At 41.5% G+C, this 16,195-nt stretch carries 12 protein-coding genes; 5 read left to right on the top strand and 7 right to left on the bottom strand.

Translation table 11 applies throughout. The features are described from left to right. Positions 1-274: 274 nt before the first annotated feature. Entirely contained in the window at positions 275-1,795 is a 1,521-nt protein-coding gene (locus AN391_RS05720; protein ID WP_055014504.1) for an aldehyde dehydrogenase family protein, read from the bottom strand. Positions 1,796-1,967: 172 nt separating this feature from the next. On the opposite strand from AN391_RS05720, the gene AN391_RS05725 reads away from it, so the two are divergent. Both AN391_RS05725 and AN391_RS05730 read left to right on the top strand, forming a co-directional pair. Then, positions 1,968-2,864: an AraC family transcriptional regulator gene (locus tag AN391_RS05725; RefSeq protein ID WP_055014505.1), complete on the top strand. Its 897-nt coding sequence runs from the start codon at positions 1,968-1,970 to the stop codon at positions 2,862-2,864. A 79-nt stretch (positions 2,865-2,943) separates the two neighbouring features. Then, positions 2,944-3,975 (top strand): LacI family DNA-binding transcriptional regulator, encoded by a 1,032-nt coding sequence (locus tag AN391_RS05730; protein ID WP_055014506.1) that lies wholly within the window; start codon positions 2,944-2,946, stop codon positions 3,973-3,975. Between the two features lie 73 nt (positions 3,976-4,048). Here AN391_RS05730 and gtfA read toward each other — a convergent pair whose 3' ends face one another. Further along, on the bottom strand, positions 4,049-5,521 hold the full coding sequence (gtfA, locus tag AN391_RS05735) for a sucrose phosphorylase (protein WP_082429302.1): 1,473 nt from the start codon (positions 5,519-5,521) through the stop codon (positions 4,049-4,051). 173 nt (positions 5,522-5,694) lie between these two features. Here gtfA and AN391_RS05740 point away from each other — a divergent pair, with 173 nt between their 5' ends. From AN391_RS05740 to AN391_RS05750, 3 genes are all read left to right on the top strand, one after another. Then, on the top strand, positions 5,695-6,912 hold the full coding sequence (locus AN391_RS05740) for a sugar MFS transporter (RefSeq protein ID WP_055014507.1): 1,218 nt from the start codon (positions 5,695-5,697) through the stop codon (positions 6,910-6,912). Between the two features lie 164 nt (positions 6,913-7,076). Then, positions 7,077-9,467, top strand: coding sequence for a TonB-dependent receptor (locus AN391_RS05745; RefSeq protein ID WP_055014508.1), 2,391 nt, complete (start codon positions 7,077-7,079; stop codon positions 9,465-9,467). A gap of 112 nt (positions 9,468-9,579) precedes the next feature. Next, on the top strand, positions 9,580-10,527 hold the full coding sequence (locus AN391_RS05750) for a carbohydrate kinase (RefSeq protein ID WP_055014509.1): 948 nt from the start codon (positions 9,580-9,582) through the stop codon (positions 10,525-10,527). A gap of 65 nt (positions 10,528-10,592) precedes the next feature. Here the strand turns inward: AN391_RS05750 and AN391_RS05755 are convergent, their stop codons facing one another. The 5 genes from AN391_RS05755 to AN391_RS05775 all read right to left on the bottom strand — a co-directional run bounded on the left by AN391_RS05755 (position 10,593) and on the right by AN391_RS05775 (position 16,165). Further along, positions 10,593-10,973 (bottom strand): STAS/SEC14 domain-containing protein, encoded by a 381-nt coding sequence (locus AN391_RS05755; protein ID WP_055014510.1) that lies wholly within the window; start codon positions 10,971-10,973, stop codon positions 10,593-10,595. Between the two features lie 226 nt (positions 10,974-11,199). Continuing rightward, the gene (locus AN391_RS05760; protein WP_055014511.1) at positions 11,200-11,892 is read right to left on the bottom strand and encodes a cupin domain-containing protein; all 693 of its coding nucleotides are present in this window, start codon (positions 11,890-11,892) and stop codon (positions 11,200-11,202) included. Positions 11,893-11,984: 92 nt separating this feature from the next. After that, positions 11,985-13,451, bottom strand: a complete 1,467-nt coding sequence (locus AN391_RS05765) for a carbon starvation protein A (RefSeq protein ID WP_055014512.1) — start codon at positions 13,449-13,451, stop codon at positions 11,985-11,987. Between the two features lie 270 nt (positions 13,452-13,721). Continuing rightward, positions 13,722-14,639, bottom strand: a complete 918-nt coding sequence (locus AN391_RS05770) for a carbohydrate kinase (RefSeq protein WP_055014513.1) — start codon at positions 14,637-14,639, stop codon at positions 13,722-13,724. Between the two features lie 2 nt (positions 14,640-14,641). Further along, positions 14,642-16,165 (bottom strand): mannitol dehydrogenase family protein, encoded by a 1,524-nt coding sequence (locus AN391_RS05775; protein WP_055014514.1) that lies wholly within the window; start codon positions 16,163-16,165, stop codon positions 14,642-14,644. Positions 16,166-16,195: the final 30 nt, after the last annotated feature.

Here is a 16,195-nt window from a genome sequence, read left to right on the forward strand (position 1 = left end):
ATCGTTTTATAGACGGTAAAAGTTTCGTAAATTACAATGTGCTTATCTTAGTCATCAAATAATCTTATGTAAATAACTAGCTAACTATGAATTAATTTTTTATAAAACTCATACCATACAACCGTTTTGTTAACGTATCTAATACGGCTGATATTGTACTTATATATTACAACACGCTTAAAGTAGCGTTGTGAGCACTGTGAATAAAAAGCGCTGCAAATATGCAGCGCCCTCATTACTTAATGGTTGTTGTGTTTAAGCTTGAACTGCTTTATTAAAAAAAGCCGAGCGGGTCTTCGCTATAGCTCACTAATAAATTTTTAGTTTGTTGGTAGTGATCGAGTGCCAGTTTGTGTGTTTCTCGCCCTATTCCTGATTTTTTATACCCACCAAATGCAGCATGTGCTGGGTACATGTGGTAACAGTTGGTCCACACTCGCCCTGCTTCTATTTTACGACCCATACGATAAGCACGGTTCATGTTTCTACTCCACACCCCTGCGCCTAAGCCAAATTCTGAGCTGTTGGCAAGTTCAAGTGCTTCGGCTTCATCTTTAAAGGTCGACATAGAAATAACAGGGCCAAAAATTTCTTCTTGAAACACACGCATGTCGTTGGTGCCTTTAAGCAGCGTAGGTTGTATATAATAACCGCCGTTTAAATCGTCATTTAGCTGCTCTACATTGCCACCTGTAAGTACCTCTGCACCTTCTTTTTTACCTATGTCTATGTAACTCAGTATTTTATCAAACTGTGCTTTTGAAGCTTGAGCGCCCACCATGGTGTCGCTGTCGAGTGGGTTACCGCGTTTAATTTGTTGAGTGCGCTCGAGTATTCGCTCAATAAACTGCTCGTATATATCTTCTTGAATAAATAATCGTGACGGGCAGGTACATACCTCACCTTGGTTAAAGTAAGCAAGTACGGCGCCTTCAATAGCTTTGGATAAAAACGCGTCGTCTTTTTCCATTACATCATTAAAAAATATATTGGGCGATTTACCGCCAAGCTCTACCGTTGAGGGAATAATGTTTTCAGCAGCACATTTTAAAATATGTGAGCCAACAGGTGTAGAGCCTGTAAATGCAATTTTAGCAATGCGTTTACTTGTGGCCAGTGCTTCGCCTGCTTCTTTACCAAACCCATTTACAATATTAAGTACGCCTGCAGGCAGTAAGTCACCAATAATGTCCATTAAAACTAAAATAGATGCTGGAGTTTGTTCGGCTGGTTTTAGTACCACACAGTTACCTGCAGCAAGAGCTGGGGCAAGTTTCCATGCGGCCATTAAAATAGGGAAGTTCCACGGGATAATTTGCCCAACCACACCTAACGGTTCGTGAAAATGATACGCCACCGTGGTTTCGTCAATTTCGCCAATACTGCCATCTTGCGAGCGCAGGCACCCTGCAAAGTAGCGAAAATGATCGGCCGCTAGCGGAATATCAGCCGCGAGTGTTTCGCGAATGGCTTTACCGTTATCCCATGTTTCGGCAACGGCTAGTAATTCTAGATTTTGCTCAATTCGGTCGGCTATTTTTAACAGTATATTACTGCGCTCAGTAACTGATGTTGTTCCCCACTGCTCCCGCACGGCATGCGCTTTGTCGAGTGCTAGGTTTATATCATCTTTGTCGGAGCGAGGTATTTGGCAAAATACCTTACCGTTTACCGGGCTTATATTATCAAAGTACTGGCCGTTTACAGGCTTTACCCACTCCCCGCCAATATAATTAGCGTATTGGTTTTTAAAGTTTACTAGTGCGCCATCGCTGCCTGGATTTGCATATATCATGTGTGTGCTCTCTTTATTGTTGTTAGCTAAAGGTCGAACATTTATATAAAACAAAATGCTTTATATTTAATCAGTGTTGTTTGACATTAGCCTAACGAGCACCTAAAAACTTGATTAGCTGTCCACAAAAGTTGTCTGTGAGTCCACACTAATAAAAATTTAAAGGATTGATATGCACACATCTCAGTTAAACAAAAAACGCCAACAACTTGATGTTTTAATAGAAAATAAAGTGACATTTGCAGCAGATAACAGCGAGTTGAGCATTTACGACACGTACCAACGCGCACAAAAGGTGGCACTGCATTCAAAGGAGTTACTGTTTTGTGCCATGCTAAGCGGTAAAAAAGTAATGCACGTAGAAAGTAGCCAATACCATAAAGCATTTTTACCCCACGAGTCGTTTGTATTAGCGCCAGAGCAAGGTGTATTAATTGATTTTCCACAGGCATCAATGCACGCCCCAACCACATGTTTAGCAATTGAAATAAGCAAAGATAAAATAAACGCTGTGGCGAGTGCGCTTAACATGCAGCAAAGCTTTGCACACGATGGCGACTTATTCGAGTATGTGCCGCAATTGGTACACAGCCAACATAATAGTCAAACACAGCAATTATTAGAGCGCATGGTGCATTTATTTAGCGAACAAGGCGCACAGCGACATTACTTAATTGACTTGTCGTTAAACGAATTGATCACCCGGTTGTTACAACAACAAAGTCGCGACTTATTACTCGCTAATAGCGATAAACCACGCCTTAAAACAAAAATAAGCGATGCACTGCTTTATATTGAAGAGCACTTAAACGAAACGCTCGACATAAATACCTTGTGTAAAATAGCCTGCATGAGCCGCAGTAAGTTTTATCAGCAGTTTAAACTGGCATTTGGCACTACCCCAGCCCTTTGGCAGCAACAATTAAGACTTAAAAAAGCCCGCAATCAATTACTACAAGGCCATGCAATTAGCCAAGTGTGCTTTGATGTTGGGTTTAATAGCGCGAGCCACTTTAGTCGTGTATTTAAACAAACCTTTGGCATTGCGCCTAAAGAGTGCCGGCATTAAGGCTAAAACCTTATTTTTTACTTTGCTAACGCCCTGAATATGTTAGTTTATTAACATGAGTATTGAGTAAAGAATTGGTATGAGTAAGCAAACCCGCTGGACCCTAAAAAGTATTGCTAAAGAGTTAGGTGTATCTAACGCAACAGTCTCTAATGCGTTTAATCGCCCTGATCAGCTATCGGCTAAACGCCGAGACGATATTCTTGCAGCGTGCAAAACCTTGGGCTATTACGGGCCCAATAAAGCCGCGCAATCGCTTCGCAGTGGTACGTTTAATATTGTAGCGTTAGTGCTGCCCGATAGCGTGGAATATATGGTGTCGGACCCTGTGGCCAGTAGCTTTATGCGGGGTGTAACCTCGGTGCTTGAAAAAAACGGCATTAATGTTTTATTGTTTTCAGGAAATAGCGATAACCTTAACAGTGTGGTCGACTTTGTAGATGGCTTTATTTGTTATGGCCGCCCTCGAAATAACGCATTAGTAGAGCAGTTAAAAACGGTCTCTAAACATGTGGTAACTATTGATTTTGATATAGCCCGCAATGCCTCAGTAAATATTAATAACGAGCAAGCAAGTTACGAAATAGCCAAGCATGTTTTAAAAAACCCAAGCGATAAAGTCGCTATTTTAGGCTTAAGATTACTTGATGAAAACGTATTGTGCCGCGTATATGAGCATCACGAATTTGAAACAGGGCAATCTATTTCGCACCAACGTTTACGGGGTTATCAACGTGCTTTAAGTGAGGCAAATATAACGGTAGCTGATGACCGCATTTGGAATATACCTGAGAGCAGCGAGCGTTTTGCTAACATAGCCGCTAAAGAGGTGTTAAGTGCCTCCCCTCGGCCTAACGTTATCATTTGTATGAGTGATTTAATTGCCCTTGCCACCATGCGAGAAGCGATAAAACAAGGCATAAAAATAGGTGAAGAACTGCGTATTGTCGGCTTTGATGGAATAGACGAAGCCGCTCGTTTTGTGCCGCGCCTAACCACTATTCATCAAAACAGCCAAGAAAAAGGCGTAATGGCCGCCGAGCTCTTTATATCTAAAGAAGAAAAAATATGTGATGTAAGTTACGAGCTAGATATTGGCGCAAGTGGTTAATAGGTTATGTTAAAAAGGACTGGGTAAACAAAAGCCAAGCTCAAGTGCTTGGCTTTTGTGTTTTAATAGCCTGTTAGGCTAACAATGCGTTTAAACTTATCGTTGTTTCTTCATCACCATTTACTTGGGTAATAAGCGCGTCTCGCGTTTTAAAATTAACACTTAATGCAATAGACTTATCTTCTAGTTGCCACGTTAAACAACATATTCCCTGGGTGCCGTGAGCACTAAACTCTCCTGCAAAAGCGGGGTGTTCATTACGTAATTTAATGAGCTCTATTAAACCTTTTACTACAGGTTTATTGAGTGCGTGCTCAATTGTTTCAGTATTTAAATACGGACGGTTAATATCACGGCCCACATTGGTACGCGCAAGTAAATCCATATCGTTTTCGCAGGCAAATAAACCGCCGTAGTACACTTGCGGCACACCGGGGGCAAAAAACTGTATGGCACGCGAAATCAAATAATCTAAATCGTTAGCGCCTAATGCATTGTAATACGTGCAATTTACTTGGTATAAATCAACGTTACTGGCAGCAGCACCTGTAGCTTGGCGGCTTTGGTTGTTACTGTTGGCATGCATGGTTTCTACAAGGGTATCTATTTGCTGTGCATTTAATAGCCCTGCCTTGTCGCCCATTGGGCCTGCATCAATAATGCCTATGCCGTCGTGCGTATCAAGTACCGTTAAACAGTTGCGTGGTGAAATTTGTAACCATTTAAGTAATGCATCTACATCGTTATTAAATAAGCTATGCAAAATAAGCGGCGGTAATGCAAAGTCGTAAACCATGTTTACACGCTTTGCTACTTCTACTTGTGTTTGATAGTGGCTATGAATTTCAGCAATGGTTTCCATGCCAAGCTCGTTTGCTTGCTTTGACAAGTTATCTAGGTAGCCAAATGTTTCGTCTAGCATAAAACAGTTTGTACCGGCTTGTTTAATTGCGTAACCCGCTGCATCTAAACGAATAATATTTACGTTATTTTCAGAAAACTTAGTTAATACGTTATTTAAATACGCAATACCCGCTTCAACTTTTACGTTTATATCAATTTGGTTATCGGTAAACGTGGTCCAAAAGTCATACGTTTGACCATCGCCACACTGCATTGGCGTAAAACAGCTACCGGGACGCGGGCGATAAATTGCTTGTTGCTCTTGCTCGCTAATACCATTTGGAAAAACGTCTTCTTTTGTTAAAAACAAATCCCAAAATTCTGATTGCTTGCCTTTAGCTAGCACATCTTGAAACTGATAAGACTGCGCCGATACATGGTTAACGATTAAATCAGCCATTAGATCATGGTTTTCACCCAGTGCTTGAATATCAGCCCATGTACCAATGCGAGAATCTACTTCGCTGTGATCAATCGGGTCAAAGCCCGCATCGCTTCCATCAATAGGATTATAAAAAGGTAAAAGGTGCACACCACCAAATACGCCCTTCAAAGGACCTTTTAACAATGTTGTAAGTGCGTTTATATCTTGACCTGTAATTCGATCAGCGTATGTGATCAATTGAACTTTATTCTTCATCATGTGTGATTACCAAGTTGAAACTTAATCGATTAAGATATATCTTTAACTAGCACGTACAATTTTACAAGTAATTTTTAAATATTTTACATACAAAAGTTGTGGCAACGGTAATACTAACTAGAGTAAGTGATTGAGTTATTACTATAACTTGAGCCACAACGAGGAAAAATCACATGACGAATTTACACACACACTCGCAAAGCGACCCAATGCAGCGCATACGAATACTCACTTACATGATGTTTTTTATGTTTGCGATGACCTCTGATGCGGTAGGAATGATTATTCCAGAGTTAATCTCAGATTTTGGTTTAAGTATGACCCAAGCCAGTGCTTTTCATTACGCACCTATGGCACTGATTGCCTTTAGTGGCTTGTTTTTAGGCTTTTTAGCCGACAGCCTAGGCCGTAAACAAACCATAATGCTGGGCTTACTTATTTTTTCTGGCAGTTGTTTTTTGTTTGCTTTTAGTAACAGCTTTTCAATATTTTTAATTTTGCTTTGCTGTATCGGTTTGGCCATTGGTTTATTTAAAACGGGCGCACTAGCGCTACTTGGCGATATTTCAGCAAGTAACGCAGAACACACTAAAACCATGAATAAAGTAGAAGGCTTTTTTGGTATTGGTGCCATTGTTGGCCCTGCGCTGGTAGGCGTACTACTTACTCAAAACGTGAGCTGGACTTACCTTTATATTATTGCCGGTGTTATGTGCTTAATTTTAGCATTAATGGCATGGCGCGCCGACTACCCTGCCGTTGTCAAAAATACAGAGAAGCCCGCTTCACTTGCCACCACCATGAAAATGATTAAAAACCCGTACGCACTTGGTTTTTCACTAGCAATTGCCTTGTATGTGGCAACCGAGGTTGCGATTTACGTGTGGATGCCAACCCTTTTAAAAGATTACACAGGCTCGTGGCCTTTACTTGCAACCTACGCACTTACTGTATTTTTTGTATTACGTGCTGCTGGGCGCTTTATTGCTGTATGGCTTTTAAATCACTTTAGCTGGCAGGGCGTTATGGCATATTTAAGTTTAGGTATCGCACTGTGTTATGTAGGCACTTTGGTAGGCGGTGTGGATTGGGCTGTAGGATTACTTCCGCTTTCAGGTTTATTTATGTCGATGGTTTACCCTACTTTAAACTCTAAAGGTATATCGTGCTTTCCTGTTGCACAACATGGTGCAGTAGCAGGTGTTATTTTATTTTTTACCGCGCTTTCGGCCGCATTGGCACCTTTATTTATGGGCGTGATAAGTGATTACTTTGGCCACGTACGTTATGGCTTTTACTTAGCTACCGGCTTTGCTGTGATCTTATTTTTAGCCATGCTTTATAACTTTTACCGCGACCCTGCGGCAAAAGCATTAACTAAAAATGCATAAATGGCTGCTCAAACCAGTATAAAAAACACCTTTAAAATCAATACAAAAATAAAATAAGAGCAAATTACACACAAAAATAATTTGCTTATTGTAAAAACTTTGTTATTTTTACTTAATCGATTAAGTAAAAATAACAAACTCACACAACACAATGAGGCGTTAACATGACAACACACCACACACCTTTATATTTAATCAGTGCCTTAGCACTTGCAGTAAGCCAAGGCGTTCATGCACAAGACGAGCAAGAAACCAAAGTGCAAGCTAACCAAGGGCTTGAAACAATTGTTGTTACCGGCGTTCCTCGCCGCACAACTATTATGGCGTCGAGTTCATCAGTAAGCAGTTTATCGCTTGAACAAGTAGAGGTATCTACACCGCGCTCAACGGCTGAGGCATTTAGAATTATCCCGGGTGTTCGCGCTGAATCAACAGGCGGTGAAGGTAACGCAAATATTGCAGTGCGTGGTTTACCTGTAGCCTCGGGTGGCGCTAAGTTTTTACAACTGCAAGAAGATGGCCTGCCTGTGATGCAGTTTGGTGATGTTGCCTTTGGTAACGCCGATATTTTTATGCGCCTTGATAACACGGTGCAAACAATCGAATCAATCCGTGGTGGCTCTGCCTCTACCTCGGCTAGTAATGCACCCGGTGGCATTATTAACTTTATTTCTAAAAACGGCGAAAACGAATCGGGTAGCGTATCTTCTACTGTTGGTCTTGATTACGACAGTGTTCGCACCGACTTTGAATACGGCACCTACTTAACCGATAGTGTACGTTTTCATGTAGGCGGTTTTGTACGCCAAGGCGAAGGCCCGCGCGAAACAGGCTACACATCAAATAAGGGTGGCCAAATTAAAGCTAACCTTACTAAAGATTTTGAAAACGGCTACGTACGCCTTTACTACAAACACCTAGACGATAAAAGCGTAGGTTACTTACCTATGCCAATGTACTCAAATGGTGATTCTATTGCAGGATTTGATGCACAATCAGATACACCACACTCTGCTTTATTTACTAAAACAGTGCGCTTAAATGGCGAAAACCAAATTAGCAGTGGCGATTTACGCGACGGTATGAACCCTAATGTAGATGCGGTAGGTTTTGAAGCTGTATTTGATTTAGATAACGATTGGCGTATCGAAAACCGTTTTCGTAAATCGTCAATTAGCGGCAACTTTAACTCGCTAATTCCTGCGGAAGTTGGCAGTGCATCGTCTATTGCACAAAGTATTGGTGGTGCAGGTGCAACACTGAGTAACGCAAATACGGGTGAGGCGTTTAATGATGAACTTGCTATGCGTATTCACACTTTTGATGTAACGCTTAATGACTTTGGATCTATTGTTAACGACTTTAAACTAACTAAATCGTTTAGCGATGACACCAGCCTAACTTTTGGTTACTTTGCCTCTACACAAAATATTGCGATGTCGTGGTTATGGAACTCGTACTTAATGGAGCTTAAAGGCGACAATGCTGCACTTTTAAATGTAACCGCAGCCGATGGCACTGAATATTCAGAAAATGGTTTATACGCTTATGGCACGCCTTATTGGGGTAACTGTTGTCAGCGCGATTACGACACCGAGTACGATACACGCGCCCCGTACGTTGCCTTTTCAACAAAACTTGGTGATGTAAGCATTGATGCAAGCGCCCGCTACGACAGCGGTGAAGCACGCGGTAACTACGCAGGTGCTGTAACCTCAACAGTAGATATGAACCGCGACGGTACTATTTCTATTCCTGAGCAAAACGTAGCTGGTATTGATATAGCTAACGCCAGCCCAGTAAATTACGATTGGAGCTACTCATCTTACTCAGTGGGTGCTAACTACCAAATTGACCCAAGCCTTGCTACGTTTGCGCGTATCAGTAAAGGCGGCCGTGCCAATGCAGACCGTTTGTTATTTGGTAAAGTACGCAGTGACGGCAGTGTTGCTGACGAAGATGCAGTAGATGAAGTAAATCAATTTGAGATTGGTGTGAAAAAACGTTTTGATTCGTTCTCAGTATTTGCAACGGCCTTCTATGCAGAAACAGAAGAGCAAAACTTTGAAGCAACTTCGCAAACCTTTTTTGACCGCGAATACGAAGCAAAAGGTATTGAGGTAGAATCAACTTACTTTATGGATGCGTGGGACTTTAGAGGTAACTTTACTTGGACCGATGCTGAAATTGCAAAAGATGCGCTAACCCCTGAAGTTGTAGGTAACACACCACGTCGCCAAGCGGATTTAATTTACTCACTAATGGCACGTTACAGCTACGATAAAGGCGCGGCAGGTGTAAGCTTTATTGGCACAACCGATGCTTACGCACAAGATAACAACGACCTTAAGTTTGACGGCTACACGCAAGTAAATGCATTTGTAAGCTACGACTTATCAGAAAACTTAAACCTTGCGCTTAATGTAAACAACCTATTCGATACAGTAGGTATTACAGAAGCTGAAGAAGGTTCAGTACCTGAAAACGACATTATTCGTGCCCGTACAATTAACGGCCGCACAACGTCGGTTACTTTAAAATACGCTTTTAACTAAATGTGTGTATTGCGCTGCAGTGAGTAATCACTGTAGCGCCTTTTAAAGTATGAATAAATAACCCCCTTCACGTTTTTAGCCTAGCCTTGCTAGGCTTTTTAGGATATTCAAAATGACAAAACTCCTGTGCTTAGGCGAGCTATTAATTGATATGCTGCCACAAGATGCTCATAACTCGGCCTATTTACCTATACCTGGCGGTGCACCTGCCAATGTAGCTGTTGGCTATGCAAAACTCGGTGGTGAAGCCGCGTTTTGTGGTGGTAAAGGGGATGATCATTTTGCCAATCAATTAAACAATGCATTAGCGCAATATAATGTAAATACAGACTATTTATTTGCCATTGAAGGCTCACAAACCGCTATGGTAATAGTCAGCCTTGATGAAACCGGCGAGCGTAGTTTTGGCTTTTATCGCCATAACACAGCCGATGTATTATTAACCCAAGCGCATTTAGCGCATATAAATTGGCAAGACATTAGCACCCTACACTTTTGTTCAAACACCCTAACCGACCCCGCAATTGCCAGCACAACACTTAAAGCGCTAGAACTTGCTAAAACACATAATAAGCTCGTTAGTTTTGATGTGAATTTACGCTATAGCTTGTGGCAAAACACAAATGATATAGCAAGCAATGTACAAGCCTGTTATACCTATTGCGACATAGTAAAACTTTCGCGTGATGAACTTAATTTTTTAGCACAGCATAGCGATACAACGGGCGACGATTACATTAAAACGCTATTAAATACGGGAGTAAAACTGGTGTTTTTAACCGACGGGCCAGAGCCTGCCAAGGTTTACCACAGCGCATTTACACTTAACGAGTCGGCACCAACAATAAACGCAGTAGATACAACAAGTGCGGGTGATGCATTTATAGCGGGAGTTTTATACTACTTAAATAACCTAGGACGTGATTTACCGCTAGCAGATAAACTAAATGATGAAACAAGCGTAAAAGGCGCCCTGCACTTTGCACTTAAATGTGGCTCTAAAGCGTGTTTAGCTAAAGGTGCTTTTCCGGCGTTACCAGTGCTCGCTGATGTAATGTAACTCTTAAGTAGAGTGCAAGGTGCTTTAAATAATAAAAAACGCTCTTGAGAGCGTTTTTAATCACGTTATTCATCTAGCCAATCAATAGCGGCGGTGGCGTTTTCATAGTATTGCACCTCACCTGAAATAAACCAGTTGCCTATTTTGGCCATGCGGGCTTGCCATTCCTTATTGCCATAAATAGCAATTTTATTAAATTCTTTTGAATGCCTTACGCCAAGCTTTAAATCATCCCATGCGGCGCGAAGCTCCCAGCCTTCTAGCTCGCTAGCATCAATAAGCACGTTGGCAATAGGGTGTTTAACCTCGCCAAGGGCTGAGTCGATCATGGGGGTAATGACTTTATAGTCTTCGTGAGTGAGTGTACCCACTGCTTTTAATTTTAAAAAGAATTCTCGGCCTGCGCGTTCAATACCAATAGATAAACCATGTGTTGTGTGTACCATGCAGCTCTCCTTAATCGGGTGCGCTTATGTTATTTACAGCCTGTGTGAGTGGGTTTAATAACGAAAGTTGGAGGTAATTAAAGCCTATAAAGTGAAATTATTCCCTTTAAAAAAATAAAAACCCCAAAAATACCCATCACTTACTGAGTTAAACTATAAAACTACACCCTATTAAGTTAATTAGTACTGAACTAGATCAAACAACACTGCTAAATAAGGGTATTTACTAAGCGTTTTGCACTCGCTCAATTTGCTTATCTACATCTGTTAAATGGCCTAATTTAAGCCATACTTTTGCACCTTGCTTACCAGCAGTTATATTAAGCTCGCTATTAATAGGCAGCCTTAACCAACTGTGCTTTGTTAAAGTGTCTGATTGCTCACGAATATCGCCTTCAAGCACCAGTAGCTCAGCCCCATCGCTTGCACTAATTTGCATGTTAGCACCGGCTTCAAAATGCAATAGGCTCACCTCTTCAAGGTCATCTTTATAAAGCGGTGTAATGGCAAGCCCTTTAAATGTGGCGTGTTGTGCGCTGCCCATATGCTGTGTTTGTAAGCGTACGTGGGTTTTATCATGTGGCTGAAATTGCCAGAGCTTCACAAATATTATGCAGCCTTCATCGGAGCCTGGTTTGTGCTTTGATTTCGGCGGGTTACGAATATACGAGCCTTGCGGAAAATCTCCATGTTCGTCTTGAAATACGCCCTCTAGTACTAAAAATTCTTCGCCGCCTGTATGCACATGAGGCGAAAACTCGCTGCCAGGGGCATAACGCACAATACTTGTAGCGCGGGCTACTTCTGCGCCAACTCTATCAAGAGGGCGCCTATCAACGCCTGCCATTGGTGAGGAAATCCAATCAAGCTGCTCACTATGAACAACGACACGCTTTGAAAAATCGGCGGCTATTTTCATTTTTTTACCTTTAAAATTGCATAGTGTGAGAGTAAATTTTACGCATAAAAAAAGCGAGCTTACTAAGCTCGCTTCCTTAAATTTTTAAGCTGTTATGCTACATCTAACTTTTTATGTTTAGAGTGTACAAAAACTAAAGCAATTAAACCAATAACAACGACTGCTGCGCCAATAGGTTTGCCTAGGTCGGCCGATAAATTAAAGCCAATTGCAGCGGTCATTATGTACGAAAGAGTTACGCCCGTTGCAATTACAGCAGGTACGCTGGTGATCCAATGAAAGGCACGTCTATCAAACAAGTACTTAGTAGCAAGCCATAGTACGCTTGTTGAAAGCAGCATGTTTGAAAACGCAAAGTAGCGCCAAATCACTGAGAAATCTAATTTAGTCATAAAAAAGGCAATCGTTAAAATAGGCACTGCCAGTAATAAGCGATTACGTAAGCTTTGCGGAATATTAAACGCATCAACCACGGTTAAACGCAGTGAACGGAACGCCGTATCGCCAGAGGTAATAGGGAACACCGCAACAGCAATAATGGCCATAATACCACCCATTACGCCTAAGTAACTATTTGCTACATGGTTAACCACTAAACCTGGGCCACCTTGGTCAAGCAATGCTTTTAAGCCAGCGTAACCTTCTGGGAATGCAGCAATACCCGCAAGTGCCCATACACAACCTACAATGCCTTCACACATCATTGCGCCATAATATACTGGGCGTACGTATTTTTCGTTTGTTAAACAGCGGGCAATAATAGGCGCTTGGGTAGAGTGAAAGCCACTAATGGCACCACAAGTAATGGTAATAAACAGTAATGGCCAGGTTGGTAAGCCATCAGGGTTTGGCTCTAAAAAGTCATGCGCGTGGTCGGCTTCAAAGTAGGCTAAAAAGTCGCCTGCAACTGGTAAATGTGGCGCATCGAGTAATAGCGCACCGGCTATTAATGTAGTCATTACAATCATTAATAAGCCAAATAGCGGGTAAAACTTAGTAATAATTTTATCAATAGGGAGCAGCGTTGCTAAAAAGTAGTACGCTAAAATAGCCAAAACCCAAAAAGTATTATTAGCAAAAAAAGTGCCTTCAAATACATCTAAGTTACTTAATAAGCCCGCTGGGCTCATAATAAATACAACGCCCACAAAAAACAGCAGCATGGCTGTAAATATCAGCATAAAGCCTTTAAACACAACGTTGTAATAGTGTCCTGCTATTTCTGGTAAGCTTTTGCCATCTTCTTTAATGCTCATCACACCTGAGAAGAAGTCGTGTACTGCACCGCCTAATACGTTACCAAGCACAATCCACACAAGTGCTACCGGTCCGTAAAGTGCACCTAAAATTGGGCCAAATATAGGGCCTACACCCGCAATATTTAAAAACTGAATTAAAAATGCACGCACAGGGTGAATGGCTACATAGTCAACACCTTCGCTAAAGCGTTTTTGTGGTGTATCAACCGTTGTATCCATACCTGCTTGTTTTTCAACAAACGGGCTATAAAACTTATATCCCAGTATTAAGATTGTTATGCAGATAAAAAAGATGATCATAAAGCACGTTTCTCTTTTTGTATTTGGAGTATAGAGCGTGTAATTAACGCCCCGCCTTTCAATCCATGAATAATCGACGAACATTAACAAAGTATTAATGCCACCGCTATAAGACGATTAGCTAATACACCAGCCACTTTTTGTGCACCTTGCTCAACACTTAATCTAAACGGCTTCATTAATAAAAATAAAAGCAAAAAAAAGCGGCTTTACTATAAAAAGTAAAACCGCTTACACACACAATGATTGGGTATAGCTGTGTAATTTACGTTACGCTGGGCTCATAAATTCGTTAATTTGTTCATGAGTAAGTGTAGGTGTAGCACCAGCACTTTCTGCCACCATAGCACCTACTGCACACGCAAAATCAACAGCATGTTGTGCACAATCACTACTACAAAGCTGATAAATTAACGACCCTAAAAACGAATCCCCCGCACCTACTGTATCCACAACGCTAATTAAATAACCTGAGTTATAGTAATTTTCGCCTTTAATGGTTAGTAGTGCACCGTGGCTGCCCTTAGTTACACATAAGTATTCGGTGTTTGTTTGCTGTGCAATAAACGCTAAATTTTGCTCAAGTGAATGGAACTTACAGCCCATTGCTTTGGCAATTTCGTAAAGCTCTTCATCGTTTAATTTGATGAAGTCGGCTTTATTCATTAAATCTACTAATGTATCTAACGTGTAGTGTGGCGCACGTAAATTTACGTCAAACACTTTAAAGTTAGCTACATCAACTAACTGGTTTAAGGTAGCAAGTGAGGCTTCGCTTCGGCCAATTAGGCTACCAAATACAAATACATCACTGGCTTTTACTTTTTCAATAAGTGAGTCTGTAAGCTCAATGTTATCCCATGCTGTATCGGCAACTATTTCGTAGCTGGCTGAGCCGCTTTTATCTAGGGTAACTTGCACGGTGCTGGTTTTTTTGTCGTTATTAACGCCAATATATTCGCAGCTAACGCCTTTGCTTTTAATTTCGCCTAATAGCTCAGTACCAAGTTCATCGTTACCTACCGCGCTTATCATGTCGGCTTTAATGCCCAGTGAGTTAATACGCACACACATGTTAAGCGGCGCGCCGCCTAAGCGTTTATCGTTTTCAAAACAATCCCATAGTACTTCACCAAAGCAACTTACGCTTACGTCTTTACCTTGTTTAGAATCAATTAAAATGCTCATTATTAGTTACCTTTAGGCTCAAGCACGTTATTCATAATTGCTTTAATTTTACTTGCCGGTGCGTATAACGCTTCTATGTTGTTTTTGTAGTGAGACGTAAAAGCACTTTGCGTGTTTAAATCACCAAATAAACTTGTTAGCGACAAAAATGCAAGGTCATCGCTGGCTGTTTTAGCCGCGGCTTCATGCAATTCGCTTTGCATTGCATCGATTATTTCAAGTGTATTGCCTTGCTCATCGACCCCTTTATCGCTGTAAAAACACCATGCAGCAATAACAAGAGTCGCAAGAGACACATCACGGCCTTGCACTAGGTTTTCGTTAATAGTGGCAATTAAAAACTTAGGTAGCTTTGCTGCGCTTTCTGAACAAATGCGCGATAAGCTGTCTTTAATGTTTGGATTAGCAAAACGCTCGATTAGCGTGTCTTTGTAGATTTCAAGATCAATGCCTTCTAGTTGCGCTAGGTTAGGCGTTACTTCTTTATCCATAAACGCACGTAGGTACTTCGCAAATAAAGGATCAGATACTGTTTCGTCAATTGTGCTATAGCCATGTACAGAGCCTAATAAACCCAGTACCGAATGGCCTGCATTTAATAAGCGTATTTTCATGGTTTCATAAGGCGTTACATCACTTACAAATTGTGCGCCTACGCTATCCCAATCTGGGCGTCCGCAGCAAAATGAGTCTTCAATCACCCATTGAGTAAACGACTCACACGTAATTGGCCATTCATCGCTAACACCGTACGCATCAACAACGTAGTCAATATCGCTCTTTTTAGACACCGGTGTAATACGGTCAACCATTGCATTTGGAAAGGTTACATTAGCGGCAATCCACTCGCTTAGTTCTTTATCTTGCTCAGCTGCAAAGGCAAGTAGCATTTTGCGCGTTACATTACCGTTGTGCTGAATGTTATCGCACGACTGTACAGTAAACGCATCAAGGCCTTGCTCTTTACGCAGTTTTAACGCAGCAGTAATGTAACCAAACGCCGTGATTGGATCGTTAGGATTATTAATGTCGTTAATAATGTCTGGATTTGAGTAATCAAACTCACCCGTTACAGGGTTAAAGTTATAACCCCCTTCGGTAATGGTTAACGACACAATATGCGTATCGCTGTGCGCAAGCTTATTAATAACCGCTTGTTTGTCCTCTGGGGCAAACAAAAAGTCAATCATAGAGCCAATAACTTTGTTATCTATCTGCCCATTTGGGTGTCTTACTGTTAGCGTGTAAAGGTAGTCTTGCTGCTTTAAAATATCGCGCAGACCACGGTTACCCTCTAATAAGCCCACACCACAAATGCCCCACTGTTCAGCACCTGGCGTTTTTAATAGCTCGTTTATGTACACCGCTTGGTGAGCACGGTGAAAGCCGCCCACACCAATATGTACTATACCCGCTTTTAGCTTGCTGCGGTCGTAGTTTGGTGTATCTACATGGCTTGGCATATCTGCCAAGCTTTGTTGGTTTAGCCCTTTAACAAGAGCGTCAGTGTGCTGGTGTTGCGTCATGGTGCGACCTTACTAAAACAATATTAAAAA

Source organism: Pseudoalteromonas sp. P1-13-1a (genome assembly GCF_001401875.1).
Taxonomy (GTDB): domain Bacteria; phylum Pseudomonadota; class Gammaproteobacteria; order Enterobacterales; family Alteromonadaceae; genus Pseudoalteromonas.

Coding starts and splice junctions, on each gene's coding strand:
- AN391_RS05745 (WP_055014508.1), top strand. CDS start 7,077: ATGACAACACACCACACACCTTTATATTTAATCAGTGCCTTAGCACTT.
- AN391_RS05730 (WP_055014506.1), top strand. CDS start 2,944: ATGAGTAAGCAAACCCGCTGGACCCTAAAAAGTATTGCTAAAGAGTTA.
- AN391_RS05770 (WP_055014513.1), bottom strand. CDS start 14,639: ATGAGCATTTTAATTGATTCTAAACAAGGTAAAGACGTAAGCGTAAGT.
- gtfA (WP_082429302.1), bottom strand. CDS start 5,521: ATGATGAAGAATAAAGTTCAATTGATCACATACGCTGATCGAATTACA.
- AN391_RS05765 (WP_055014512.1), bottom strand. CDS start 13,451: ATGATCATCTTTTTTATCTGCATAACAATCTTAATACTGGGATATAAG.
- AN391_RS05760 (WP_055014511.1), bottom strand. CDS start 11,892: ATGAAAATAGCCGCCGATTTTTCAAAGCGTGTCGTTGTTCATAGTGAG.
- AN391_RS05720 (WP_055014504.1), bottom strand. CDS start 1,795: ATGATATATGCAAATCCAGGCAGCGATGGCGCACTAGTAAACTTTAAA.
- AN391_RS05755 (WP_055014510.1), bottom strand. CDS start 10,973: ATGGTACACACAACACATGGTTTATCTATTGGTATTGAACGCGCAGGC.
- AN391_RS05750 (WP_055014509.1), top strand. CDS start 9,580: ATGACAAAACTCCTGTGCTTAGGCGAGCTATTAATTGATATGCTGCCA.
- AN391_RS05775 (WP_055014514.1), bottom strand. CDS start 16,165: ATGACGCAACACCAGCACACTGACGCTCTTGTTAAAGGGCTAAACCAA.
- AN391_RS05740 (WP_055014507.1), top strand. CDS start 5,695: ATGACGAATTTACACACACACTCGCAAAGCGACCCAATGCAGCGCATA.
- AN391_RS05725 (WP_055014505.1), top strand. CDS start 1,968: ATGCACACATCTCAGTTAAACAAAAAACGCCAACAACTTGATGTTTTA.